Raw genomic sequence first — 24265 nt, 5'->3', positions numbered from 1 at the left:
CGGGGGCGGCAGCCCCCACGGCGACGGTGCCTGCCCGGCCGGCCCGCCGGGCCGGGTGGGGGAGTGGACACAGGTCAGGGGGGCGCGGCGCCCTCAGCGGACCGCGCGTCTCAGGCGCGTCCCCGCCGCCGCGCGCGGCGCACTGCTCACGGCCCGCCGCCGAGGATGCACCGTGTTCCCCAGCAGCACCAGGAACGTGTCCGTCGCCGGGTCGAGCACCAGGGACGTTCCCGTGAACCCCGTGTGCCCCGCCGCCCCCCGCCCCGCCAGCTCCCCCATGAACCACGCCTGGTCCACCGCGAAGCCCAGCCCCGGCGGCGTCAGCAGCAGCTCCACGAAGTCGGGCCCGAGGATCCGCGCGGGGCCGTACGAGCCGCCCGCCAGCAGCGTCCGGCAGAACACCGCGAGATCGGGCCCGGTCGAGAACAGCCCCGCGTGACCCGCCACCCCGCCCAGCGCCCAGGCGTTCTCGTCGTGCACCTCGCCCCGCAGCGGACCCCGGTCGGCCTTCGCCCACGGCCGCCGCTGGTCCTCCGTGGCGGCCGCACCGGGACAGGGCCCGAAGCCGGTGGACGTCATCCCCAGCGGGCGGGTGATCCCGTCGCGGATCAGCACGGAGAGCGTCCGGCCGGTGAGCCGTTCGAGGAGCCGCTGGAGGAGCAGCATGTTCAGGTCCGAGTAGACGTACGTCCCGGGCTCGGTCACCGGCGCCTCCGCCCGCAGCAGCTCCAGCCGTCCGGCGTCGTCGGCGCAGTCGTACAGCGGCAGCTCGGGCCGCAGCCCCGAGGTGTGCGTGAGGAGTTGGCGCACGGTGATGTCATGGGCGGCCGCCGCCCTGAAGTCGGGCAGATAGGCGCCCACGCGCGCGTCGATCCCCAGCGTGCCGCGCTCGATCTGCTGGACCGCCGCGACGGCCGTGAACAACTTGGTGAGGGACGCGAGGTCGAAGGGCGTGTCGACGGTCATCGGGACCCGGGACGAGGGCGGCAGCTCCACGCCGGCGTCGGTCCGCGGGTCGTGGCGCGCGTACCGCACCGCCCAGCCCGCCGCCTCCCGTACCGCGATCACCGGCCCGCGCCCCGCGACCACGACGACACCGGCCGCCCAGGGCCGTTCCCCGGTGGTCAGTTCGCGGACCTCGCGTACGAGGTGACGCAGCTCCTCGGGGTCGAGACCGGCCCGCTCCGGAGTGTCGACCCGCAGTCTCGGGGCGCTCAGCTGTCCTCTCCCGCTTCCGACCTCGCACGAGCGGAAGGCTCCGCCGGCCCCTTGCCGGGACCGCCGTCCGCCGCCTCCGTGTCCTTCCAGGGACGGCACATTCCCACGAAGCAGGCCACCGCCACCACCGCGGCCACCAGTTGGACGACGGCCATCGGGACGGCCGTGTCCTCGCCGGCGACACCGACGAGCGGGGAGGCGACCGCGCCGATCGCGAAGGAGGTGGTGCCCAGGAGCGCGGACGCGGACCCGGCGGAGTGGCGTACCCGCAGCAGCGCGAGGGTCTGGGCGTTGGGCAGGGTGACGCCCATCGCCGACATCAGCACGAACAGGGCGGCCGCCACCGGCACCAGCCCCACCTCGCCGAACACGCCCGTCGCCATGGCCAGCAGCGCGGCCGCGGCCAGCGTGACGACCGCGAGGCCGGCCGCCATGACCCGCTCCAGGCGGACCCGCCCGACCAGCACCTTGCCGTTGATCTGCCCGACGGCGACCAGCCCGATCGAGTTCACGCCGAACAGCAGGCTGAACGTCTGCGGCGAGGCGCCGTAGATCTCCTGGATCACGAACGGCGACGCCGAGATGTACGCGAACAGCGCGGCGAAGGCGAAGCCGCCGGTCAGCAGATAGCCGGCGAAGGGCGGGTCGGCGAGCAGCCGGCGCATCGAGCGCAGCGCCTCGCCGACGCCGCCGGAGTGGCGCTCCGCGGCCGGGAGCGTCTCGGGCAGTCTCGCCGCGACGACCCCGGTCAGCAGGATGCCGACGGCGGTGAGGACCACGAACACGCCCCGCCAGTCCGTCACCCGCAGGACCTGCCCGCCGATCAGCGGCGCCACCACCGGGGCGACGCCCGAGATCAGCATCAGGGTCGAGAAGAAACGGGCCATCGCCACGCCGTCGTACAGATCGCGCACCATGGCCCGCGCGATCACGATCCCCGCCGCGCCCGCGAGGCCCTGCGCCAGCCGGAAGGCGACCAGCAGCTCCACGGTCGGTGCCAGCGCGCACAGGGCGGTCGCCACGACGTACACGGCGAGCCCCGCCAGCAGCGGGCGGCGGCGGCCCCAGCGGTCGCTCATCGGGCCGACCACCAGCTGCCCCAGGGCCATCCCGGCCAGGCAGGCGGTCAGCGTGAGCTGCACGGTCGCGGCCGGCGCGTGCAGCGCGTCGGTGACCTGCGGCAACGATGGCAGGTACATGTCCATCGCCAGCGGGGGAGTGGCGGTCAGCCCGCCCAGCACCAGCGTGACGAGCAGCCCCGCCCGCCGCCGCACCCGCAGTGGCGCCCCCTGCCCGGCCACGGCCCGCCGCGACACCTCCGGTATCGCCCCACCCTCGGGCATGTGGACCCTCCCTCTGTGACGTCTGCGCCACCTATGCTCTCAGCTCGTAGGGACTGCTGGGACGGCACGAGGGTGGGCGGATGACGACGGACACGGTGCGGTGGGGGATTCTGGCGACCGGCGGGATAGCCGCCGCGTTCACGGCGGACCTGATCGACCTGCCGGACGCGGAGGTGGTCGCGGTCGCGTCCCGCACCGAGACCTCGGCGCGGGCGTTCGCCGAGCGCTTCGGGATACCCCGCGCGTACGGCGACTGGGAGACGCTGGCCAAGGACGCGGACATCGATGTCGTGTACGTCGCCACCCCGCACTCCGCGCACCGGACGGCCGCCGGGCTCTGCCTGGAGGCCGGCCGCAACGTGCTGTGCGAGAAGGCGTTCACGCTGAACCTGCGCCAGGCCGTCGAACTCGTCGGACTGGCCCGCGACAACGACCGCTTCCTCATGGAAGCCATGTGGATGTACTGCAACCCGGTCGTCCGCCGTCTGAAGGCCCTCGTCGACGACGGCGCCATCGGCGAGGTACGGACCGTGCAGGCCGACTTCGGCCTGGAGGGCCCCTTCCCGCCCTCGCACCGGCTGCGCGACCCCGCCCAGGGCGGCGGCGCCCTCCTCGACCTGGGCGTCTACCCGGTCTCCTTCGCCCACCTGCTGCTCGGCGAGCCCACGAGCGTCTCCGCGCAGGCCGTGATCTCCGCCGAGGGCGTCGACCTCCAGACGGCCGCCGCCCTGTCCTGGGACTCCGGAGCGCTGGCCGCCCTGCACTGCTCGCTGGTCGGCGGTACGGGCGTCACCGCGTCGGTCACCGGCTCACGGGGCCGCATCGACATCCCTGCCGGCTTCTTCCACCCCGACCGCCTCGTCCTGCACCGGGCCGGCCGCGACCCGGAGGAGTTCACCGCCGACCCGGCCGACGGGCCCCGCACGACCATGCGGCACGAGGCGCTCGAGGTCATGCGGGCACTGCGGGCCGGGGAGACCGAGTCCCCGCTCGTCCCGCTCGACGGCACCCTCGCCGTGATGCGGACGCTGGACACGATCCGGGAGCGGACCGGCGTGCGCTACCCGGGGGAGTAGGCCCCCGGCCGGCGGGCCCCGTCGGACCGGATGGCGAGACGAGCCGTCTCATGGTCTTGGTACGGTCGTCCCATGGTCACCCAGCCCGGAAAGCCGGCCCCCGACACCGCCCGCCGCAGCGAGCGGTCCCGGCGCGCGATCTACGACGCCGCCCTCGCCCTGGTGGCCGAGGTCGGCTACCCCCGGACCACCATCGAGGGCATCGCCGCCCGCGCCGGGGTCGGCAAGCAGACCATCTACCGCTGGTGGGGCTCGAAGGCCGACGTCCTGATGGAGGCGTTCCTCGACCTCAGCTCCGAGGCGGCCCGGGAGGCGGGCGGGGAACCGTACGCCATCCCGGACACCGGCGACCTCGCGGCCGACATCAAGGCGGTGCTGCGGGCCACCGTCGACCAGCTGACGGACCCCCGCTTCGAGGCGCCGTCACGCGCCCTCGCCGCCGAGGGCGTGGTCGACGAGGAGGTCGGCCGCCGCTTCATGACCCAGCTCATGGAGCCCGCCATCCAGCTGTACGTCGACCGGCTGCGGGCCGCCCAGCGGGCCGGCCAGGTCCGCGCCGAGGTCGACCCGCGCATCGCCCTGGAGTTCTTCATCTCGCCGCTGGCCCAGCGCTGGCTCCAGTACACGGGCCCGATCTCGTACGAATACACCGACACCCTCGTCGACTACGCCCTGTACGGCCTCGCACCCCGCTGACCTCGCCCGACCCCCGGACGGCTCACATCGCACGCCTCGCCCCACCCGCCCCTTTTGGGGGTCCGGACCCCCGATGCGCCGGATGGTGGGACCATAGGGCATGCTGTCCGCACCACAGCGAGGCGAGGGGATAGATGAGCGCGGAGTTCGGCGGCCGGACCGACAGGCAGGGCAGAATCTCCCAGTGGCTGCGGGGACGCCGCCCCAAGGAGGCCGCCGACGACGGCGGCCGTGAGGCCCTGCTGCTCGCCGCCGCCGCGGCGGGACTGCCGCTCGCGCCTGCCGCGCACCCCGTCTCCGGTTACCGCTGCTCCTGCGACCGCGTCGGCTGTCCGACGCCCGGCCGGCACCCGCTCTCCTTCGCCTGGCACACGCAGTCGACCACCGACCGCGCCCAGATCGAGCGCTGGGCCCGGCACCAGCCGCAGGCCAACTTCATCAGCGCGACCGGCACCACCCACGACGTCCTCGACGTACCGCTGGAGGCCGGCCGTGAGGCCCTGGAGCGGCTGCTCGGCGCCGGCGTCGAGGTCGGCCCGGTCGCCGAGAGCGACGACGGCCGCATGCTGTTCTTCACCCTCACCCGCGGCACCCCCGAGGACGAGGACGAGTGGTGGCCCTGCGAGCTGGACTGCCACCCCGAGACGATGGACGAGCACCCCGGCCTGCGCTGGCACTGCCGAGGCTCCTACGTCCTCGTCCCGCCGGCCCGCCTCCCCGGCGACGACGGTCAGTCCATGCACTGGCTCAGGGGCCCCGAACACCCCCTGCCGGACCCGCTGACGCTCCTGGAGCCCCTGACGGACGCCTGCGCCAAGTACGTGGGCGAGGACCGGGCGACGGCGACCTGGCCGACCCGCCACTGAGCGAGGGCAGCGCCCCTACTCGCCCTTCGCCGCCGTGAGCCCTTCCAGCCGGCTCACCATCGACACCTTGCCCCCGCCGGAGGCGACCGGCACCAGGGCCATCTCGTTGGCCACGAACTCCATCGTCAGCGCCTGCTCGATCTCCCCGGTGGTCAACGCCCGGACGTTCCGGTTCGGCGCCGGCACGGCCGCCCCCGCCGCCGCCGTCTGCTTCACGAAGTGGTGCGTGGCGAAGAACACCAGCGCCCCGCCGTCCGCCGTGCGCAGCGCCAGCGGCGCGAAGTCGCCGTCTTCCAGCGGCTCGTCGATGTACTGCGTGGCCAGCCCCGGCTTGCTGGCGTTCTTCGCCCGCGTGGAGCGCAGCTCACTGGTGTAGGGACCGTCCGCGAACGTGTCCCCGCCGTTCTTGAGGTACGCCGTGTAGTCGGCGCTCATGGCGACGGGCGAGCGCGTCAGCGCGGCGGTGTCGACCGGTACGGCCTCCGCCCAGCCGTCCTTGTCCTTGGGGAACTCCGGCAGCGCGCCCGGCGCCACGAGTGTGAGGTACGCCGCCTGCCACGGGTCGGAGAGGCCGGCGCGGGTGAACACCAGCACCCAGCGCGCGTCACCGCCCTTGTTGGCCCGCGCGTCGGCGACGAACCAGCGGGGCCAGCCGGGCTTCTCGGGGATGGTGTACTTCACGTCGGTCAGCGTCAGCGGCGTGTGCTCCGGGTTGCCGTCCGGGTTGTTGACGCGCCCCGCCTTCAGCCGTGCCGCGTCTATCGCGCCGAGCGCCCCGGTGGTGACGTCGGCGTCGAGGGAAGGGTCGTAGGCCGCGTCCGCCTTGTTGTAGGAGGCCGTGAACCGTTCGACCGCCTTGGCGGCTTCCGCCCTGGTGGCCGCGGGGAGCACCTCGCGCTCCCCGTGCACCACGACACATCCGCTCGCCGTCAGCACGACGGCGGTGAGCGAGACGGCGATCAGTGCCCCACGGTCACGTCCGCGGCGCCGCGGACGACCGGTCGTCAGGCTGCGTTCCCTGGTCATCAGGTGCGTTCACCTTCCCCTTCCCGGAGGCGAACCCTACCGGGGCGAGGAACAGCGCGAGTGTCGGGACCAGGTACAGCAGCCACACCGTGACCTGGAGGACCGTCGGATCGGGCTGGAAGTTGAACACGCCCTTCAGCAGCGTGCCGTACCAGCTGTCGGGCGGGATCGCGCCGCTGATGTCGAAGGCGCGGTCGGTCAACCCGGGCAGCCAGTCGGCCTCCTGGAGGTCGTGGAAGCCGTACGCCAGCACGCCCGCCGCGACGACGACCAGCATGCCGCCCGTCCAGGTGAAGAACTTGGCCAGGTTGATGCGCAGGGCGCCGCGGTAGAACAGCCAGCCCAGGAGGACCGCCGTGGCCAGGCCGAGGGCCACGCCGATCAGCGGGCGCGGGGTGCCGTCACCGGCGGCGTGCACCGACGCCCACACGAACAGGGCGGTCTCCAGGCCCTCGCGGCCCACGGCGAGGAACGCGGTGGCGACCAGCGCGCCGGTGCCCATGGCGAGGGCCGCGTCCAGTTTGCCGTGCAGCTCGGACCTGAGGTGGCGCGCGGTGCGCCGCATCCAGAACACCATCCACGTCACCAGGACGACGGCGAGGATCGACAGGGAGCCGCCGAGCGCCTCCTGTGCCTCGAACGTCAGCTCCTGGGAGCCGAACTCGAGGGCCGAGCCGAAGCCCAGCGCCAGCAGCACCGCGACGGCGATGCCCGCCCAGACCGGCTTGAGGGCGTCGCGGCGGCCGGTCTTCACCAGGTAGGCGATGAGGATGCAGACGACGAGGCTGGCCTCCAGGCCCTCGCGCAGTCCGATCAGGTAGTTGGAGAACACGGGTCAGGCCTCCTTGGCGAACAGGGTGCGGCCCCACCAGTCGTCGGCGTCCCGGACGCCCGGCGGGATCGCGAAGACGGCCGAACCCACGTGCTGGATGTACTCGTTGAGGGCGTCCTTCGCGAGGTTGCGCTGGACGGGGATGAACCCCTTGCGCACGTCCCGCTGGTAGGCGAGGAAGAACAGGCCCGCGTCCAGCCGGCCCAGACCGTCGGTGCCGTCGGTGAAGGAGTAGCCGCGGCGCAGGAGCGTCGCCCCGTGGTTGGAGTCGGGGTGCGCGAGCCGCACGTGCGCGTCGGGCTTCATGGCCTTCAGGAACGGCTCGTCGCGCTCCTTGGCCTTGCCGACCGGGGCGCCCTCGCCCTTGTCGCGGCCGAAGATGTCCTCCTGCTCCTGGAGCGAGGTGCGGTCCCAGGTCTCGATGTGCATGCGGATGCGGCGGGCGACGAGGTAGGAGCCCCCCGCCATCCAGGCGGGACCGTCCTTCTCGCCGACCCAGACGAACTTCTCCAGCCGGTCCGTCTCGGTGCCCGCGATGTTGCGGGTGCCGTCCTTGAAGCCCATCAGGTTGCGCGGGGTCTGCGCGTCGGGCGTCGTGGAGGAGGTCTTGCCGAAGCCGAGCTGCGACCAGCGGATGACGGTCCTGCCCATGCCGATCCGGGCCAGGTTGCGGATCGCGTGCACCGCGACCTGCGGGTCGTCCGCGCAGGCCTGCACGCACAGGTCTCCGCCGCTGCGGTTCGCGTCGAGGTTGTCCCCGGCGAACTTCGGCAGGTCCACCAGCGCCTCGGGCCGCTGCCCGGCGAGCCCGAACTTCTTGAACAGGGACGGTCCGAAGCCGATGGTCAGCGTCAGCCGGGACGGCTTGAGGCCCAGCGCCTCACCGGTGTCGTCCGGCGGTGCCTCGGCGAGCCCGCCGTACGCGCCCTCCCCGACCGGCTTCCCCTCGGTCATCCGCCGGGCGGCCTCCGTCCACTCCTTCAACAGCTGGACGAACGCGGCCCGGTCGGTGGTCGTCACGTCGAACGCGGCGAAGTGCAGCCGGTCCTGGACGGGTGTGGCGATGCCCGCCTGGTGGGTGCCGTGGAAGGCGATCGCGGCGCCCGCCTCGGCGCCGGCCGGGTCCACGTCCTTCCCGGCGCGGGTCATCGCGGCGGCGCCGCCGGCCGCGGCGGCGCCGAGCGCGAGGCCGGCCCCGCCCCAGCCGATGAGCGCGCGCCGGCTGGGCGCGGGCGAGGTGCTGTCCGTGTCCGTCATGTCGGTGAGTCTCCGGCTACTTGGCTACGGCGGCGGCGAGCTTGGAGAGCGGCTCCGCGAGCGCGTTGACCGCGTCCGACAGCTCCTTGCGGTCGGCGGCGCCGACCTTGTCGTACGAGGTGAACTCGTACGACGACGTGTTCGGACGGTACTTGTCGAGCAGGGTGTTCAGCGCCGTGAACTGCTTGTCCAGCTCGGTGACGAGTGTGGCGTCGTTCTCCTCGGCGACCGGCTCCAGCAGGTCGAACGCCTTCTCGGCGCCCTCGACGTTGGCCTTGAAGTCGACCAGGTCGGTGTGGGAGAAGAACTCCTCCTCGCCGGTGACCTTGCCGGTGGCGACCTCGTCGAGGAGTTCCTTGGCGCCGTTGGCCATGGAGGTCGGGCTGATCTCGGCCTTGCCGACCCGGTTCTGCCAGTCCTTCAGGTCGGTGACGAGCTGATCGGCGACGGCCTTGTCGTCGGCGGTGATCTTCTTGTCGTGCCAGAGGGCCTTCTCCAGGCGGTGCCAGCCGGTGAACTTCTGTCCGGCCTCGAGGTCGGGCTCGCGGATGTCGACCTTCGGGTCGATGTCGCCGAAGGACTCCGCGACCGGCTCGGTGCGCTCCCAGCCGATGCGGGACGGCGCGTACGCCTTCTTCGCGGCCTCCAGGTCGCCGGCCCGGACCGCCTTCACGAAGGCCTCGACCTTCGGCAGCGTCTCGTCGGCCTGCTGCTGCGAGTAGGCCCGGTAGGCGGCCACGGCCTTGTCCAGGCGCGGGTCGCGCTGCGCGGTCGTGCCGCCGCCGGTGACCTTGAGGTCCTGGCGGATGCCGTCGCCCTTCATGCCCGGCTTGCACGCGATCAGGTACGCGCCGGCCTTCACCTCGGCGGTGACCCGCTGCTTGGTGCCGGGGCCGATGTTCTCCCGCTCGGTCACCACCCGGTCGTCGGGGAAGAGCAGGTAGACCTCGGTGACCTTGGAACCCTTGTTCTCGATGGCGAGTTCGACGTGGCCGGCCGCGATCTCCTTGGTGGACGTCTCGCACTTGTCGTCGGTCGCCGTGACGCCGATCACCCGGTCGCCGGCGGCGGCGTCGCTCTTCTCGGTGCAGCCCGTGACCGCGGTCAGGGCCGCGACGGCGGCGGCGGTGGCGACGGAGAGTCTGGCGGCGCGCATGAAGGCTCCCAGCGTGGCTGAAAAATTGCGTGACAGGGTCACAGGCATCAGTGAGGCTTGCCTAACTTATCCAAGGCTTACCTGGGTAATACCCGCCTCGACCGTGATTCAGCTCTCATGGACGCTGTAAGAGCACGAGCCGATCACGGTGGCTCAAAACGAACCCCATGATCAGGTCAAGTCCTACCCATGGGTGACTCAAAGGAAGTTCAAAGGTTGCGGCGGGCCGTCACCGGGTGGCGCCCGTCGTGGAGGCGCGCCGGCACCTCGACCGGCTGGTTGCGGACCCTTCCGCGCCGGCCGATCGGTGAACGCCCAGGAGGGCGGGCGGCCGGGCCGACGGCCGGCCGCCGGGCGGCGCCGCGCCCCGTGGACGGCCCCACCCGGGCCCCGCCACCTGGCCGGACTCGACGGCGAAGGCCGGGGCAGTGCTTCAATTCCCCGGTGACCGACTACGACGTGCTCCGCGTGTTCTGCGCACCGAACGGCGGATACGGCAACGAACTGGGCGTCGTCCGCGAGGGATCGGTGCTGCCCGACCGCGAGGACCGGCAGGCCCTCGCGGCGAAGCTCGGCTTCAGCGAGACCGTGTTCGTCGACGACCCCGAACGCGGGGTCGTCGACATCTACACGCCCACCGTGCGGCTGCCGTTCGCCGGGCACCCCTGCGTGGGCACGGCCTGGCTGCTCGACGTGCCCGAACTCGTCACCCCCGCGGGGGTGGTGGGCGCCCGCCTGGACGGGGAGTTCAGCTGGATCGAGGCGCGGGCCGAATGGGTCCCGCCGCGCACGCTCCGTCAGTACGGGTCCGCCGCCGAGGTCGAGGGCCTGTCCGTGCCGCCGCCCGGCGAGTGGGTCTACGCCTGGGCCTGGGAGGACGAACCCGCGGGACGTGTCCGGGCGCGCGCCTTCCCCGGCCGTGGCGACGGCGTCGACGAGGACGAGGCGACCGGCGCCGCGGCCCTGCTCCTCACCGACCTGCTCGGCCGGGCCCTGAACATCACCCAGGGCGCGGGATCGCAGATCCTCGCCGCACCGCAGCCCCACGGCTGGACCGAGATCGGCGGCCGGGTCCTCCTGGAGCGCTGAACAGGCGGGAAACCGGGTCCGTCCGCCTCCGTACGGGTGGTCCCGCGTGTGCGCCGGACGGCGAGGGGGGACTACTGGCCGTGACTGTTCAGTCACTGTGAGAGGAGCATCATGCGCATCCGTTCTGCCCTGACCGCAGCCGTCCTGGGCGTCGCCCTGAGCGCCGCAGGCGCCGCGACCGCCACCGCCGACGAGGGCAAGCACTTCGAGGGCAACGACGAGGCCGTCTGCAGCCCGTACTTCGGCGCGATCGAGACGGTCACCAGCAAGCTCGTCTGGGGCGGGGCCCAGTGCGGGGAGTTCGCCGTCGGCCACGACAACTGACACGGCTACCGGGCCCGCCTTCCTCGCGACCGAGGAGGCGGGCCCGGCCCGTGTGCCGGGACGGGAGGCTCACGCCGTGAGCGGGAACTCCTCGCCCAGCGCCCTGAAGACCTCCGTGTTCAGGGTGAACGCCTTCCTGCACTCCGCCACGATCCGCTGCTTCTCCAGGTCGTCCGCGCGCACCGCGTCCAGCAGCTCCCGGTACTCCCGCTTGAAGGCGGCCGGGTTGCCGACCTCCTCGAAGACGTAGAAGCGGACGCCGTCGCCCTTCTTCTCGAAACCCCACGCCTTCTCGGCCCGGTCGCGGATGATCTGACCGCCGGAGAGATCGCCGAGGTACCGCGTGTAGTGGTGGGCGATGTACCCGCCCGGCCAGGAGTCCGCGCACTCGCGCACCCGCTCCGCGTACGCCCGCGTGGCCGGCAGCGCGGACAGCCCCGTCCGCCATCCGGCCCCCCGCAGATGCGCCAGGTCCCGCTCCAGCGCGCTCCGCCGGAACAGCTCCGGCCGTATGAACGGCCCCGCCACCGGATCCGACGCCAGCCGCCCGGCTCCGGCCTCCAGCGCCTCGTACACGAACCACAGTTGTTCGGTGTAGCGCGCGTACGCGTCGACGCCGAGCCCGCCGCCGAGCAGGTCGCTCATGAACGTGGAGGTCTCCGCCTCCACGTGCTGCTGGTGGGACGCGGTCCGGATGACTGTCGAGAAGGAGTCCATGGGCGGAGTTTCCCTGCTTAGGGTTACCTAAGTCAACGTTTTGCCGACCTTCTGTCGGTAACTTCTCCGACAGTCCGTCGGTAAAACCCCCTCCGGACGGCGAAAAGCCCGCCCTCCACAGGGAGGGCGGGCGCGACGACGGACGGTGGCGGTCTCAGGGCAGCGTGAGGATCTCCGCGCCCGTCTCCGTCACCACCAGCGTGTGCTCGAACTGGGCGGTCCGCCTGCGGTCCTTCGTCACGACCGTCCAGCCGTCGTCCCACATGTCGTACTCATGGGTCCCGAGCGTCAGCATCGGCTCGATCGTGAACGTCATGCCGGGCTGGATCACGGTCGTCGCGTGCGGGCTGTCGTAGTGCGGGACGATCAGCCCCGAGTGGAACGACGAGTTGATGCCGTGCCCCGTGAAGTCCCGCACGACGCCGTAGCCGAACCGCTTGGCGTAGGACTCGATGACCCGGCCGATGATGTTGATCTGCCGGCCCGGCCGGACCGCCTTGATCGCGCGGTCCAGCGACTCCCGGGTCCGCTCCACCAGCAGTCGGCTCTCCTCGTCGACGTCCCCCACCAGGTACGTGGCGTTGTTGTCGCCGTGCACCCCGCCGATGTACGCCGTCACGTCCAGGTTGACGATGTCGCCGTCCCGCAGCACCGTCGAGTCCGGGATGCCGTGGCAGATCACCTCGTTGACGGACGTGCACAGGGACTTGGGGAAGCCGCGGTAGCCCAGCGTCGAGGGGTAGGCGCCGTGGTCGCACATGTACTCGTGCGCCACCCTGTCCAGCTCGTCGGTGGTGACGCCCGGCGCGATCAGCTTGGCCGCCTCCGCCATCGCCCGCGCGGCGATCCGCCCGGCGGTGCGCATCGCCTCGACCGTCGCGGGCGTCTGCACCTCCGGACCGGTGTACGGGGTCGGCGCGGGCTTCCCGACGTACTCGGGACGGCGGATGTTTCCGGGCACGGAACGGAGGGGGGACAGCTCCCCGGGCACGAGCAGCGACTGGCCAGACATGTCGGCGAGTCTAACCAGCGCCCATGGGGGAACATGACGGTGGCGAGAGGAGCTGGTCATGGCCCTGTTCAAGAAGCGCACGGTCGGCAAGCCGGGCGAGTGGTACTACTGCCTGGAACACAAGAAGGTCGAGGAAGGGCCCGAGTGCCCGGCCAAGGACCGTTTCGGCCCCTACCCCAACCGTGCGGAGGCCGAGCACGCCATGCAGACGGCCCGCGAGCGCGACCTCCAGTGGGAGAACGACCCCAAGTGGCACGACACCCCGGCGGGCACCCCGCGGGACGACGACTGAGCGGGCTTCCCCCGACGGTGTGAGCACCCGGCACGACGCCCCCGCCCGCCCTCCCTCACCAGGGAGCCGGCGGCGGTGCCGTGAGGGAGTCCGCCAGACGTGACAGCCGGTCGCGCAGGCGTCGCCGGCCCCTGGGCGAGGGCACCGCCTGCTCGCCCGCCGCCGCGCTCACCAGGTGCTGCACCGTGTCCAGGTCCAGCTCCGAGCCGTCCGGAACGGCCAGCGTCTCGTGGGCCAGCTCCGTCAGTTCGCCGTCGCCGGGACCCAGGGCCAGCACGGTCACCCCCGCGCGCCGGGCGTCCGACACCCGCTCCAGCAGGGGCACGTCCCCCTCCGGCGCCACCACCAGCAGCGTCTCGCCCCGGCGGGCCGCCTCGATCCGGCCGAGCCCCACCGAGAGGTGCGCCGGGTCGCAGGGACGGGCGCCGTGCCGCACCAGCGTCGGGGCCAGCTCCGGCGTACCGGACCAGGCGGCCTCGTCCACCAGATGCGCGGCCAGGTGCCACGGCTCGTACTCCGCGGTGCCCACCAGCAGCAGCCCGCCCCCGTGCGACACCACCGACCCCCGCAGCGCCCCGGCGAACCTTCGGGTGGCGCCCAGCCACTCCGTCCCCGCGAGCACTTCGCGCAGCAGCGCGACCCGTACGGCGTCCATGGAGCCGCATCCTGCCCGAACCGGGCGCCCGGGCGCGGGCGTTCACCGTCGATTCCCCCGACCTGGGGAACCGCCCGGCGGCCGTGACGGCCCCCACCCCGCCCGGTGGGCCCGCCCCCGCGCACGTAAAGTCGGCCCCATGACCTCTACCGACAGCGCACCCACCGCCCCCGCGAAGGCCCCCGCCAAGGATCCGTGGGACCTTCCCGACGTGTCCGGGCTGGTCGTCGGCGTCCTCGGCGGAACCGGCCCGCAGGGCAAGGGTCTCGCCCACCGCCTCGCCAAGGCCGGCCAGAAGGTGATCATCGGCTCGCGCGCCGCCGACCGCGCGCGGGCCGCCGCGGAGGAACTGGGCAACGGCGTCGAGGGCGCCGACAACGCCGAGACCGCCCGCCGCAGTGACATCGTCATCGTGGCCGTGCCCTGGGAGGGCCACGGCGAGACCCTGGAGTCGCTGCGCGCGGAACTGGCGGGCAAGCTCGTCGTCGACTGCGTCAACCCGCTCGGCTTCGACAAGAAGGGCGCCTACGCGCTGAAGCCGGAGGAGGGCAGCGCCGCCGAACAGGCCGCCGCCCTGCTGCCCGACTCGCGCGTCGCCGCCGCCTTCCACCACCTGTCGGCGGTCCTCCTCCAGGACCCGGAGATCGACGAGATCGACACCGACGTGATGGTGCTGGGCGAGGAGCGCGCCGACGTGGAGATCGTGCAGGCGCTGGCCGGCCGGATCCCCGGCATGCGGGGCGTCTTCGCCGGGCGGCTGCGCAACGCCCACCAGGTGGAGTCCCTGGTCGCCAACCTGATCTCCGTCAACCGCCGCTACAAGGCGCACGCCGGGCTCCGCGTCACCGACGTCTGAGCGGATGGGGGACACTGGACGGCACCGGCCGTACGACCCGACCCGCGACCGGCCGTACCAGCGGTGCGGCAGTGTCCCCCGACAGGAGCCAGCCCCATGCCCCGTCTCGCCGTCTACTCCCTGATCGTCTGCGTCCTCGCGGTCGCGGCGGCGGTCGTCTCCTTCGTCCAGGGCAGCTTCCTGGGCGTCGTGTGGGTGCTGTTGGCGGGCCTGTCGTCCAACATGACCTGGTACTACCTCAAGCGCGAGAAGGTCCGCCGGTCCGTCACGGGCTGACGGCGCAGATCTCCGGGGTGCCCTGCCAGAACCGGTAGAGCGTCTCGCCGCAGTAGGTCTCGAAGTCGCCGATGCCCAGACCGCCCAGCACCGAGTCGACCACGTCGAAGAACGCGCCGTTGACCGCCGGCACCCACAGCAGCGCGAACACGAACAGCAGTCCGAACGGCGCGAACGGCTCCACCTGGCGCTTCACGTCGTACGGCAGCCACGGCTCGATGATGCCGTAGCCGTCCAGGCCGGGCACCGGCAGGAAGTTCAGGATCGCCGCCGTGACCTGGAGGAGGGCGAGGAACGCGAGCGCGAAGCGGAAGTCGGCCGGCACGCCGTCCAGGGCGTCCAGCCAGAACGGGGCGGTGCACACGACGGCGAACAGCACGTTGGTCAGCGGGCCCGCCGCCGAGATCAGGCTGTGCCGCCAGCGCCCCCGGATCCGTGCGTGCTCGATGAAGACGGCGCCGCCCGGCAGACCGATCCCGCCCATGATCACGAACAGCACCGGCAGCACGATGCTCAGCAGCGCGTGGGTGTACTTGAGGGGATTGAGCGTCAGGTACCCCTTCGCGCCGACCGAGATGTCGCCGCTGTGCAGGGCGGTGCGCGCGTGCGCGTACTCGTGCAGGCACAGCGAGACGATCCAGGCTCCGGTCACGAACAGGAACACGGCCACACCGGGCTGCTCGGCGAAGCCGGTCCAGGTGGCCCAGCCCGTGACCGCGGTGACGGCCAGTATCCCGAGGAAGACGGGGCTGATCCGCCGGTCACTGTGGCGGGAGAGGGCGGTGGTCATCAGCGGGGGCTCCTGGGGTGCGAGGTCGGGACCTGGTGTCCGGCTGCCCGACCGTACCGGGCGTAGGGGGAGAACGTCTCGCGGCCGGTCATCGGTTCCTGCACCCCGCCGTCACCTTCCCGCCCGCCCACGACGCCCGGCACGCACTCCCGCCGCACCGGGCGAAAGCCCGGGTACGCCCGGCACGAGGCCGTCCGCCCGGCACACCGGGGGCCCGCACCGGACACCGCCCCGCCCGCCCCGCGGACCGACGCCGAGAAGGACGACGACAAGGACGACGGCAAGGACGGCGGGACCCCGGCGAAGCGGGGCGACCGTCCGGCAACGGCCCGCGCCCTGCCCCCTTCCGCACCCACCGGAGAGAATGGACCCGTGCGCTATCGCATCCTCGGCACCACCCAGGCACTCCTCGCCGACGGCACCGCCGTCGCCGTCGGCGGGGCACGGCTGCGCGCCCTGCTGACCGTGCTGGCGCTGCGGGCCGGCCGGAGCGTGCCCGTGGGACTGCTCGTGGCCGAGGTCTGGGCCGACGAGCCGCCCGCCGACGCGCCCGCCGCGCTACAGGCACTGGTCGGCCGGCTGCGCCGGGCCCTCGGCGCCGACGCCATCGCCTCGGCGGACGGCGGCTACCGGCTCACCGCCCCGCCCGACGCCGTCGACCTGCACCGATTCGAACGGCTGACCGCCGACGGCCTGCGCGCGCTCGACGACGGCGACCCCGCCCGGGCCGCCGTCCTCCTCGACGACGCCCTCGCCCTGTGGCAGGGCCCGGCCCTCGCGGACCTGCCCGACCGCACCGCCGAGGCGGCCCGCAGGGAGGCCCGCCGCCTCGACGCGGTACGCGCCCGCCACACCGCCGCCCTCGCCCTCGGGCAGGCCGCGCGGTCCCTGCCCGAGCTGACCGCCCTGTGCGACGCCCACCCCCTGGACGAGCCCCTGCAGGCCCTGCGCCTGCGCGCCCTGCGCGCCGCGGGCCGCACCGCCGAGGCCCTGGCCGCCTACGAGTCCGTACGCCGCCTGCTCGCCACCCGCCTCGGCTCGGACCCCGGACCGGAACTCCGCGCCCTCCACACGGAACTCCTCACCCCGACGGAACTCCCGCCACCCCCACCGACCCGCACCGCCCCGGCCGCCGACCACCGCGCCCCGGCCCCCGCCCGGCCCGCCCCGCCCCCCGGAAACCTCCGCGCCCGGCTCACCTCCTTCGTCGGGCGGGAGGGCGACATCGAGGCCATCAACGCCGATCTGGGCGCTGCCCGGCTGGTCACGCTGCTCGGGCCCGGCGGGGCCGGCAAGACGCGGTTGTCGCAGGAGGCCGCCGAGACCGTGCGGGACGCCGCCCGCGACGGGGTGTGGCTGGTGGAGCTGGCGCCGGTCGCCGACCCGGACGCCGTACCGCAGGCCGTCCTCACCGCCGTGGGGGCCCGCGAGACCGTGCTCTACGGCGCCGGCGCCGAGGAGCTGCGGGTGGCGGTCGCCGAACGGCACGACGACCCCGTGGAGCGCCTCGTCGAGCACTGCGCCCGCCGCCGCATGGTCATCGTCCTCGACAACTGCGAGCACGTCGTCGAGAGCGCCGCCCGGCTGGTCGAGGACCTCCTCAAGCGCTGCCCGGACCTGACGGTCCTCGCCACCAGCCGCGAACCCCTCGGCGTGCCGGGCGAGTTGCTGCGGCCCGTGGAGCCGCTTCCCGAGCCGGCCGCGTTGCGGCTGTTCGCCGAACGCGGCGCGGCCGCCCGCCCCGGCTTCCGCGTCGACGACGACCCCGAGGCGTGCGCCGAGATCTGCCGCCGTCTGGACGGCCTGCCGCTCGCCATCGAGCTGGCCGCCGCCCGCCTGCGGATGCTCACCCCCCGCCAGATCGCCGACCGGCTCGACGACCGCTTCCGGCTGCTGACCTCCGGCAGCCGTACCGTGCTGCCCCGGCAGCAGACCCTGCGGGCCGTCGTCGACTGGTCCTGGGACCTCCTGGGCGAGGACGAACGCGAGGTCCTCCGCCAGTTGTCGGTCTTCGCCCGCGGCTGCGATCTCGCCGCGGCCGAGGCCGTGTGCGGTCCGGCCGCCCTGGACGCGCTCGGCTCCCTCGTCGACAAGTCCCTCGTCGTGGCCGCCCCCACCCCCGACGGCGCGATGCGCTACCGGCTCCTGGAGACCGTCGCCGAGTACGCCGCCGCCCGCCTCGACGAGTCCGGCGCCCGCCGCCGCGCCGAGCGCGCGCACCTGACGTACTACCGCGAACTCGCCCGCACCACCGAGCCGTCGCTGCGCGGCCGGGGGCAGCGCGCCGCCATCGACCGGTTCCAGCTCGAGTACGAGAACCTGCGCACCGCGCTGCGCCGCGCCGTCGCCGAACGCGACGAGCAGGAGGCGCTGTGCCTCGCCCTCTCCCTCATCACCTACTGGCACATGCGCGACCTGCGCATCGAGGCCCGCAACTGGTGCCTGGAGGTGATGTCCCTCGGTCCCGACCCGTTCGCCGAGCCCGTACGCCCCGCCGTCCCCGTCCGGAAACCCTGCACCGACGCCCCACCGCCGATGACCGGGGAGATCCTCGCGGAGGCCCGGCGCGGTGTCCACCTGGCCCATCTCGCCTGCATGGACACCGAACTGGACGCCTGGCAGAACCCGGCCGCCCAGGCCAAACTCCGAGCGATCGCCGACGCCTACACCCCCGGGCTCCCGCAGACCTGCCGCAGCCCCGGCCTGTTCTGGTTCTACGCCGTCATGCTCACCGGCGACGTGGAACGCATCCGCGTCCTCATCGACGCCAACATCCGCACCGCCCGCGAGACCCCCGGCTACGAGTGGGAGCTGGCCGTCTGCCTCCAGATGCGCGCCAACGTGCTGGCCAACCGCTCCGACTGGGCGGGCGACGCCACCCGGGACGCCGACGAGTCCCTGGAGATCTTCCGCCGTCTCGGCGACGCCTGGGGCACCGCCGAGGCGCTCTCCGCGCGCGCCGAGGCCCATGAGCGGGTGGGCCACTACCACCGGGCCGCCGCCGACTACGAGGCGGCCATGGCCCACGCCGAGGAACTCGACGCCCGCAGCCAGTCGGCGGTCCTGTCGGCCCGGCTGGGCAGCGTGCTGCTGGAGGCCGGCGAGGAGGAGCGCGGCGAACGCATCCTGCGCGAGGTCATCGACCGCATCGGCGGCACCGCCAACGAGGCGATGCCCGCCGCCCGGCTCTTTCTCGCCGCCCACCTCTCCCTGACCGGACGCATCGCCGAGGCCCGCGAGCAACTGAAGTTGCTGCGCGAGGAGTTCGGTCTCGCGCACTTCGTCGTCTTCGACGCCCTGATCCTCGGCGCGCAGGCCTGGCTGGACACGCTGGAGGAGCGGTACGACGAGGCCCTGGTGACGGTCCGCCGCGCCCTGCGACGGGCGAACGACCCGCTGTCCAAGGCCATCGCCCCGCACCTGTGCTCCTTCTACCTGACCATCGCGGCGATCGCCCTCACCGGCTCCGGCGACGACACCGGCCCCGGCCCCGGCGACGACACCGGCACCGGCCCGGACACCGGCTCCGGGCTCCGCGCCGAAACGGCCGCCCGCTGCCTCGGCGCCGCCGACGCCCAGCTGCCGCCCCGGCACGTCTCGCCGCGCCTGGAGTCCGAGTGCCGGGAACGGGCCGGTGCCAGGGTCCGCGCCGTGCTCGGCGCGCAGGCGTACGCGGCCGCGTACGCCGAGGGCGGCGGCCTCTCCTACGAGGAGGCCGCCGCCCTGGTGTGAGGCACCCGGTCAGCTCTTGGTGCGGAACTTGTGGATCGCGACCGGCGCCATCAGCGCGGTCAGCCCCACCGACCAGGCCAGCGTCACCCACAGACCGTGCGCGACCGGACCGCCGATCATCAGCCCGCGCGCGGCGTCCGCGAGGCCCGACAGCGGGTTGAACTCGGTGAAGTTGCGCAGCCAGCCGGGCATCGAGGCGGTCGGCGCGAAGATCGACGAGCCGAACTGGAGCGGCATCAGTACCAGGAAGCCCATCGCCTGCACGGACTGCGCGTTCTTCATCACCACGCCCAGCGTGAGGAACACCCACATCAGCGCGAACCCGAACGTCGCGGACAGCGCCACGGAGGCCAGCAGTCCGGTCCAGCTGGTGATATCGAACCCGACCAGCAGGGCGACGACCATCAGCACCGCCGTCGCGAAGATCATCCGCATCAGCTCGACCGCGATCTTGGCGAACAGCACCGAGCCGCGACCGATCGGCAGCGACCGGAAGCGGTCCATCACGCCGGAGTTGAAGTCCTGGTTGAACCCGGTGCCCACGCCCTGCGCCATGTTCATCCCCATCATGGCCAGCAGACCGGGGATGACGTACTGGACGTACTCCTCCTGCCCGCCGCCCAGGGACTGGCCGATGGAGCCGCCGAAGACGTACACGAACAGCAGGGTGAAGACGACCGGGAACAGGACGGCGTCGAACATCGACTCCGGGTCCTGCCGGATCCACAGCAGGTTGCGGCGGACCAGTGCGCCGGTGTGCCGCAGATGGGCCCGCAGCGAGATGGGCGCGTCGGCGCCCTGGAGGTCGGCCGGGGTGAGAGTGGCGGTGGCGGCGCTCATACGGCGACCTCCTCGAGGACGTTGTCGGCGGGCACGGTGCCCTGCGGCGCACCGGCACGGTGGCCGGTGAGGGACAGGAACACCTCGTCCAGGCTGGGCAGTTCGGTGGTGATGGAGGAGAGCGTGAATCCGCGCGCGGTGACCGCGCCGACCACGGCGGTGAGCTGTTCGTCGCTCAGCACCGGCACCAGCACCGAGCCGCGCTCGGTGTCCACGACGGTGTTGGCGAGGCCGGTGATGCCCATCTCGTCCAGGGCGCGGGCCAGCGGGCGCAGGTGCACCGGGTCGGCCGGGCGCACCCGCAGGGTCCGTCCGCCCACGCGGGCCTTCAGCTCCTCGATGCCACCCGTGGCGATGACCTTGCCCCGGTCCACGACGGTCAGCTCGGAGGCGAGCTGCTCGGCCTCCTCCATGTACTGGGTGGTCAGCACGACGGTCACCCCCTCGCCGACCATCGCCTTCACCTCGGTCCACACCTCGTTGCGGGTACGGGGGTCGAGGCCGGTGGTCGGCTCGTCGAGGAAGAGGACGGCGGGCCGGCCGATCATCGACGCGGCGAGGTCGAGCCGCCGCCGCATGCCGCCCGAGTACGTCCCCGCCGGACGCCGGGCGGCCTCCGTGAGCGAGAACCGCTCCAGCAGTTCGTCGGCGCGGATCCGGGCCTCCTTGCGGGGCAGGTCGAGCAGGCGCCCGATGAGGTACAGGTTCTCCCACCCGGGGAGCTTCTCGTCGACGGAGGCGTACTGGCCGGTGAGGCCGATGACGCGGCGGAGCTGGCGGGGCTGGCGTACGACGTCGTAGCCGACGACGGTCGCCCGGCCGGCGTCGGGGGCGAGCAGTGTGGACAGGATCCGCACGAGGGTGGTCTTCCCGGCGCCGTTCGGCCCGAGCACCCCCATGACGGTGCCCTCCCGCACGTCGAGGTCGACCCCGTCCAGTGCCTTGGTCTCCCCGTAGTGCTTGACCAGCCCCCGCACGGTGACGGCGCGGGACGCGCCGCTGGGGTTGTTGTCGATGCGTGTCATGCCACTGACGGTGCCACCCCCCACCGACAGACGACCTACACCCGACCGACAACCGCCTACGGCGCACCGACAGCCGACCAGAGGCACGGACCGGTGCCTGCGGAGCGGCCTCAGTCCCGGCCGGTCAGGAGTGCCGTCCGGGCGCCTGTGCGGTACCGACGGTCGCCTGCGGAGCAGTCGCGGCCGGCCAGGGGTACCGACAGCCGACCAGGAGTGCCGTCCGGGCGCCTGCGCAGCAGCCCCGGCCGACCAGGAGCCGTCCGGCCGCCTGTGCGACAACGACAGCCGCCTGTGCGGTACCGACGGGCGCCCGCGGGGCGGGGGCGGCCGGTTGCTCGCCGGCCGCCCCTCGGGCGAGGTCGTACCGGTGCCACCGTCGACACCCCCTCGTGCCCCGACGATCACGGCGACCGTCGGTCGAGGTCGAGGTGCCACGAGGCGGGCGGTCGTCTCCGCGAGGGCGGTGCCGGTCCGGGCACGCAAAGGGGCAGCCCGCCGACGGGGGATGATCGGCGGGCTGCCCGTGGTGCCGAGATGGCTCTGAGGGGTCGGCTCTAGTGGACGGAGTGCTCGTCCAGCGGGAACGTTCCGCCGACCACGTCCTCCGCGAAGGCCTTCGCCGCGTCGCCCATGACCCGACGGAGATCCGCGTACTGCTTCACGAACTTCGGCACCCGCCCCCCGGTCAGCCCCAGCATGTCCGTCCAGACCAGGACCTGCGCGTCCGTCTCCGCCCCGGCTCCGATCCCGACCGTCGGAATGTGCAGCACGCGCGTGACCTCGGCCGCCAGCTCCGCCGGCACCAGCTCCAGCACGACCGCGAACGCGCCCGCGTCCTGGACGGCCTTGGCGTCGCGCAGCAACTGCGCGGCGGCTTCCTCGCCACGTCCCTGCACGCGGTAGCCCATGGCGTTCACCGACTGCGGGGTGAGCCCGATGTGGGCCATGACCGGGATGCCGGACTCGACGAGGAGTTCGATCTGCCGGTGCGACCGCTCGCCGCCCTCCAGCTTCACGGCGCCGACCCCGGCCTCCTTGACCAGCCGGGTGGCGCTGCGCAGGGCCTGGACGGGACCTTCCTGGTAGGACCCGAAGGGCAGGTCGCCGACGATGAGGGCACGCTGGGTGCCCCGGACGACGGCGGCCGAGAGCATGGTCATCTCGTCGAGGGTGACGGGCACGGTGGTCTCGTACCCGAGGTGACAGTTGCCCGCCGAGTCGCCGACGAGCATCACGGGGATCCCGGCCTCGTCGAAGACGGACGCGGTCATCGCGTCGTACGCGGTGAGCATGGGCCACTTCTCGCCGCGCTCCTTGGCGGCGGCGATGTCGCGGACGGTGATACGGCGTGTGCCCTTGCCTCCGTACAGCGCCTTGCTGCCGTCGGAGGGCTTCGTCTGGGCAGCCGAAAGCTGCGTCATTGCAACGGCTCCTTACGTCATCTCGAGGCGCCCTCACGGCGTCCCCGGACCACGTCCATGGTGGCACTTCGTGCCAGGGAGGGCCAGAGGACCCCCTGTGGGTAAAACCTCAGTAAGGGAATCCGATACGAGACGGTCCCGTATCGAAATGGGCCTAGGCTCGGACTCATGACCATTCCTGCCGCGCCCACGGGGCCCCGCATACCGGAAGCCGTGCACCGGCGTCGCTGGGCGATCCTCGGCGTGCTGATGCTGAGCCTGCTGATCGTGGTGCTCGACAACTCGATCCTCAACGTCGCGATCAAGACCATCTCCACCCCGGCCCCGGTGGGCCTCGGCGCCACCCAGAGCGAGCTGGAGTGGGCCATCAACTCCTACACGCTCGTCTTCGCGGGCCTGCTCTTCTCCGCCGGTCTGCTGGGCGACCGGCTGGGCCGCAAGAAGGTCCTCCTCGGCGGCCTCGCGGTCTTCGGCATCGGCTCCGCGCTCGCCGCCGAGTCCGGTTCACCCGCTCAGCTCATCGCCTTCCGGGCGTTGATGGCCCTCGGCGCCGCGTTCGTGATGCCCGCGACCCTCGCCGTCCTGATGAACGTCTTCGAGCGCGAGGAGCAGCCGAAGGCGATCGGCATCTGGGCCGGCGGCGTCGGCCTCGCCATCGCCATCGGCCCCATCACCGGCGGCCTCCTCCTCGACCACTTCTGGTGGGGCTCGGTCTTCCTGGTCAACGTGCCGATCGTGATCGTCGCCATCGCGCTGATGGTGTGGCTGGTGCCGGACTCGCGCGATCCCGCCCCCGGCCGGATCGACCCCGTCGGCGTCGTCCTGTCGGTCGTCGGCCTGGTCCTGCTCGTCTACGGCATCATCAAGGGCGGTGAACTGGCCGACTTCACCGATCCGACCGTGCTGGCGACGATCTTGGCCGGACTCGTGGTCCTCGCCGCGTTCGTGGTGTTCGAGAAGCGGAGCGACCATCCGTCCATCGACGTCGGCTACTTCCGCAACAAGGTGTTCTCGGCCGCGATCGGCGTGATCGCGCTGGTCTTCTTCGCGCTGATGGGCGTGACCTTCTTCGCCGTCTTCTACACCCAGAGCGTGCGCGGCTACTCGCCGCTGGAGACCGGCCTGCTGATGCTGCCGCTGGCCGTCGCCCAGCTCGTCTTCGCGCCGCGGGCCCGGCTGGTCGTGGACCGCTTCGGCAACAAGGCCACGACCACCGGCGGCATGCTCCTCATCGCGGCGACACTGGCCGCGTTCGCCGCGCTGGACGCCGACACGCCGATCTGGCTGCTGGAGGTGGTGTTCTTTTTCATGGGCACCGGAATGGCCCACATCATGACCCCGACCAGCGTCGTCATCATGCAGGCCCTGCCCCGCGAGAAGGCCGGCTCCGCGTCCGCGCTCAGCAACACCTTCCGCCAGGTCGGCGGCGCGCTCGGCATCGCGGTCCTCGGCTCCGTGCTGTCGACGGCGTACCGCACGGGCATCGAGGACAAGCTCGGCCCGGTACCGGCCGGACTGCGCGACACGGCGGGGGAGTCGATCGAGGCGACCCTGGGTGTCGCGGCGAAGCTCGGCCCGCGCGGCGATTCCCTGGTCGGCCCGGCCAACGACGCGTTCCTGCACGCCATGCACGTCACCGCGCTGTGCGGGGCCGGGGTCGCGCTCGTCGGCGCGGTGGTCGTGGCCGTGTTCCTGCCGGGCCGGCCGAAGGAGTCCGAGGAGGCCGCGGAGAAGGGCGAGTTGGTGCCCACCGACTCCTAGCCGGG

At 72.8% G+C, this 24265-nt stretch carries 23 protein-coding genes; 10 read left to right on the top strand and 13 right to left on the bottom strand.

Features of this window, described 5'->3' with window-relative positions; genetic code table 11:
* Positions 1–93: 93 nt before the first annotated feature.
* On the bottom strand, positions 94–1203 hold the full coding sequence (locus tag ACFYO5_RS02515; protein ID WP_388704701.1) for a serine hydrolase domain-containing protein: 1110 nt from the start codon (positions 1201–1203) through the stop codon (positions 94–96).
* 11 nt (positions 1204–1214) lie between these two features.
* Positions 1215–2561, bottom strand: coding sequence for a multidrug effflux MFS transporter (locus tag ACFYO5_RS02510; RefSeq protein WP_388703285.1), 1347 nt, complete (start codon positions 2559–2561; stop codon positions 1215–1217).
* A gap of 80 nt (positions 2562–2641) precedes the next feature.
* Here ACFYO5_RS02510 and ACFYO5_RS02505 point away from each other — a divergent pair, with 80 nt between their 5' ends.
* The 3 genes from ACFYO5_RS02505 (at position 2642) to ACFYO5_RS02495 (ending at position 5199) form a co-directional block, all read left to right on the top strand.
* Positions 2642–3637: a Gfo/Idh/MocA family protein gene (locus ACFYO5_RS02505; RefSeq protein ID WP_388703283.1), complete on the top strand. Its 996-nt coding sequence runs from the start codon at positions 2642–2644 to the stop codon at positions 3635–3637.
* A 72-nt stretch (positions 3638–3709) separates the two neighbouring features.
* Positions 3710–4333 (top strand): TetR/AcrR family transcriptional regulator, encoded by a 624-nt coding sequence (locus ACFYO5_RS02500; RefSeq protein WP_356559235.1) that lies wholly within the window; start codon positions 3710–3712, stop codon positions 4331–4333.
* 134 nt (positions 4334–4467) lie between these two features.
* Positions 4468–5199, top strand: a complete 732-nt coding sequence (locus ACFYO5_RS02495) for a bifunctional DNA primase/polymerase (protein WP_388703280.1) — start codon at positions 4468–4470, stop codon at positions 5197–5199.
* A gap of 15 nt (positions 5200–5214) precedes the next feature.
* On the opposite strand, the gene ACFYO5_RS02490 is transcribed toward ACFYO5_RS02495, so the two are convergent.
* The 4 genes from ACFYO5_RS02490 to efeO are packed head-to-tail and all read right to left on the bottom strand — an operon-like array spanning position 5215 to position 9470.
* Complete coding sequence (locus tag ACFYO5_RS02490) at positions 5215–6225, bottom strand: hypothetical protein (RefSeq protein ID WP_356559231.1); 1011 nt, start codon at positions 6223–6225, stop codon at positions 5215–5217.
* Entirely contained in the window at positions 6173–7057 is an 885-nt protein-coding gene (gene efeU, locus ACFYO5_RS02485) for an iron uptake transporter permease EfeU (RefSeq protein WP_356559229.1), read from the bottom strand. Before efeU ends, ACFYO5_RS02490 begins: the two co-directional genes overlap by 53 nt.
* A 3-nt stretch (positions 7058–7060) precedes the next feature.
* A complete protein-coding gene (efeB, locus tag ACFYO5_RS02480; protein ID WP_388703275.1) occupies positions 7061–8314 on the bottom strand; it encodes an iron uptake transporter deferrochelatase/peroxidase subunit in 1254 nt (417 codons plus the stop codon).
* Positions 8315–8330: 16 nt separating this feature from the next.
* Positions 8331–9470 carry an iron uptake system protein EfeO gene (gene efeO / locus ACFYO5_RS02475; protein WP_388703273.1) on the bottom strand — a complete coding sequence of 380 codons (1140 nt, stop codon included), beginning with the start codon at positions 9468–9470 and terminating at the stop codon, positions 8331–8333.
* A gap of 444 nt (positions 9471–9914) precedes the next feature.
* On the opposite strand from efeO, the gene ACFYO5_RS02470 reads away from it, so the two are divergent.
* The gene (locus tag ACFYO5_RS02470) at positions 9915–10559 is read left to right on the top strand and encodes a PhzF family phenazine biosynthesis protein (protein WP_388703270.1); all 645 of its coding nucleotides are present in this window, start codon (positions 9915–9917) and stop codon (positions 10557–10559) included.
* 111 nt (positions 10560–10670) lie between these two features.
* Entirely contained in the window at positions 10671–10883 is a 213-nt protein-coding gene (locus tag ACFYO5_RS02465; protein WP_356559221.1) for a hypothetical protein, read from the top strand.
* Positions 10884–10952: 69 nt separating this feature from the next.
* Here the strand turns inward: ACFYO5_RS02465 and ACFYO5_RS02460 are convergent, their stop codons facing one another.
* A complete protein-coding gene (locus ACFYO5_RS02460; protein WP_388703267.1) occupies positions 10953–11600 on the bottom strand; it encodes a heme oxygenase (biliverdin-producing) in 648 nt (215 codons plus the stop codon).
* Between the two features lie 154 nt (positions 11601–11754).
* Positions 11755–12612, bottom strand: a complete 858-nt coding sequence (gene map / locus ACFYO5_RS02455; RefSeq protein WP_356559217.1) for a type I methionyl aminopeptidase — start codon at positions 12610–12612, stop codon at positions 11755–11757.
* 58 nt (positions 12613–12670) lie between these two features.
* Between map and ACFYO5_RS02450 the strand changes: the two genes are divergently transcribed.
* Positions 12671–12904: a hypothetical protein gene (locus ACFYO5_RS02450; RefSeq protein ID WP_388703264.1), complete on the top strand. Its 234-nt coding sequence runs from the start codon at positions 12671–12673 to the stop codon at positions 12902–12904.
* A gap of 55 nt (positions 12905–12959) precedes the next feature.
* On the opposite strand, the gene ACFYO5_RS02445 is transcribed toward ACFYO5_RS02450, so the two are convergent.
* Positions 12960–13559 carry a hypothetical protein gene (locus tag ACFYO5_RS02445; RefSeq protein ID WP_356559213.1) on the bottom strand — a complete coding sequence of 200 codons (600 nt, stop codon included), beginning with the start codon at positions 13557–13559 and terminating at the stop codon, positions 12960–12962.
* 139 nt (positions 13560–13698) lie between these two features.
* Here ACFYO5_RS02445 and npdG point away from each other — a divergent pair, with 139 nt between their 5' ends.
* Both npdG and ACFYO5_RS02435 read left to right on the top strand, forming a co-directional pair.
* A complete protein-coding gene (npdG, locus tag ACFYO5_RS02440; RefSeq protein WP_356559211.1) occupies positions 13699–14415 on the top strand; it encodes an NADPH-dependent F420 reductase in 717 nt (238 codons plus the stop codon).
* Positions 14416–14511: 96 nt separating this feature from the next.
* Positions 14512–14691: a hypothetical protein gene (locus ACFYO5_RS02435; protein ID WP_356559209.1), complete on the top strand. Its 180-nt coding sequence runs from the start codon at positions 14512–14514 to the stop codon at positions 14689–14691.
* Here ACFYO5_RS02435 and ACFYO5_RS02430 read toward each other — a convergent pair.
* Positions 14681–15481 (bottom strand): site-2 protease family protein, encoded by an 801-nt coding sequence (locus tag ACFYO5_RS02430; protein ID WP_388703260.1) that lies wholly within the window; start codon positions 15479–15481, stop codon positions 14681–14683. The two genes, ACFYO5_RS02435 and ACFYO5_RS02430, sit on opposite strands and share 11 nt — an antisense overlap.
* 372 nt (positions 15482–15853) lie before the next feature.
* Here ACFYO5_RS02430 and ACFYO5_RS02425 point away from each other — a divergent pair, with 372 nt between their 5' ends.
* A complete protein-coding gene (locus ACFYO5_RS02425) occupies positions 15854–19213 on the top strand; it encodes a BTAD domain-containing putative transcriptional regulator (protein ID WP_388703258.1) in 3360 nt (1119 codons plus the stop codon).
* 9 nt (positions 19214–19222) lie between these two features.
* Here ACFYO5_RS02425 and ACFYO5_RS02420 read toward each other — a convergent pair whose 3' ends face one another.
* The 3 genes from ACFYO5_RS02420 to panB all read right to left on the bottom strand — a co-directional run bounded on the left by ACFYO5_RS02420 (position 19223) and on the right by panB (position 22499).
* Positions 19223–20053 carry an ABC transporter permease gene (locus tag ACFYO5_RS02420; RefSeq protein WP_388703256.1) on the bottom strand — a complete coding sequence of 277 codons (831 nt, stop codon included), beginning with the start codon at positions 20051–20053 and terminating at the stop codon, positions 19223–19225.
* Positions 20050–21078 (bottom strand): ATP-binding cassette domain-containing protein, encoded by a 1029-nt coding sequence (locus tag ACFYO5_RS02415; RefSeq protein WP_356559201.1) that lies wholly within the window; start codon positions 21076–21078, stop codon positions 20050–20052. Before ACFYO5_RS02415 ends, ACFYO5_RS02420 begins: the two co-directional genes overlap by 4 nt.
* A gap of 554 nt (positions 21079–21632) precedes the next feature.
* On the bottom strand, positions 21633–22499 hold the full coding sequence (gene panB / locus ACFYO5_RS02410) for a 3-methyl-2-oxobutanoate hydroxymethyltransferase (RefSeq protein ID WP_356559199.1): 867 nt from the start codon (positions 22497–22499) through the stop codon (positions 21633–21635).
* A gap of 168 nt (positions 22500–22667) precedes the next feature.
* On the opposite strand from panB, the gene ACFYO5_RS02405 reads away from it, so the two are divergent.
* Positions 22668–24260, top strand: coding sequence for an MFS transporter (locus ACFYO5_RS02405; RefSeq protein ID WP_388703252.1), 1593 nt, complete (start codon positions 22668–22670; stop codon positions 24258–24260).
* Positions 24261–24265: the final 5 nt, after the last annotated feature.

Origin of the sequence: Streptomyces sp. NPDC006259, assembly GCF_042870975.1 — a bacterium.
Taxonomy (GTDB): Bacteria; Actinomycetota; Actinomycetes; order Streptomycetales; family Streptomycetaceae; genus Streptomyces.
This window is presented reverse-complemented; position numbering and strand designations above follow the sequence as displayed.